Raw genomic sequence first — 494 nt, 5'->3', positions numbered from 1 at the left:
ACGCGGTCGCAAAGATCATCGCTCTGACCGAGGGGTATCCCTATTTCCTGCAGGAATGGGGCAAGCAATGCTGGGACGCGGCTGACACTTGCCCGATTACGGCAGCGGACGTCGACCTCGCCCACTCGACAGCGATTGCCGCGCTCGACGACAGCTTCTTTCGTGTTCGCTTCGATAGGTTGACCCCGTCGGAAAAGCGCTATTTGCGCGGCATGGCGGATCTCGGGGAGGGGCCTTTCGCCTCGACCGCCATCGCCGATCATATCGGCCGCAAGCCTTCCAGCTTCGGGCCGGTCCGCGCATCGCTGATCGCAAAGGGCATGATCTTCACGCCGGGCTATGGGGAGACGGCCTTCACCGTGCCGATGTTCGGCGCGTTCATGCGCAGGGCTATGCCGGTCGGGGAAATCGCTGCGGGGCAGGATTCATCATGAAACTCATCCACACCGCCGACTGGCAGCTCGGCAAACCCTATGGGCGTTTCGAGCCCGATG

1 pseudogene is annotated in these 494 nt (G+C 62.6%); it reads left to right on the top strand.

Annotated features, from left to right (window positions below):
• Nucleotides 1-434: pseudogene (locus tag AACY49_RS30520) on the top strand (ATP-binding protein); the annotation flags it as partial.
• Nucleotides 435-494: the final 60 nt, after the last annotated feature.

Source organism: Pseudomonas sp. EL_65y_Pfl2_R96 (assembly GCF_963970905.1).
Classification (GTDB): Bacteria; Pseudomonadota; Gammaproteobacteria; order Pseudomonadales; family Pseudomonadaceae; genus Aquipseudomonas.
This window is presented reverse-complemented; position numbering and strand designations above follow the sequence as displayed.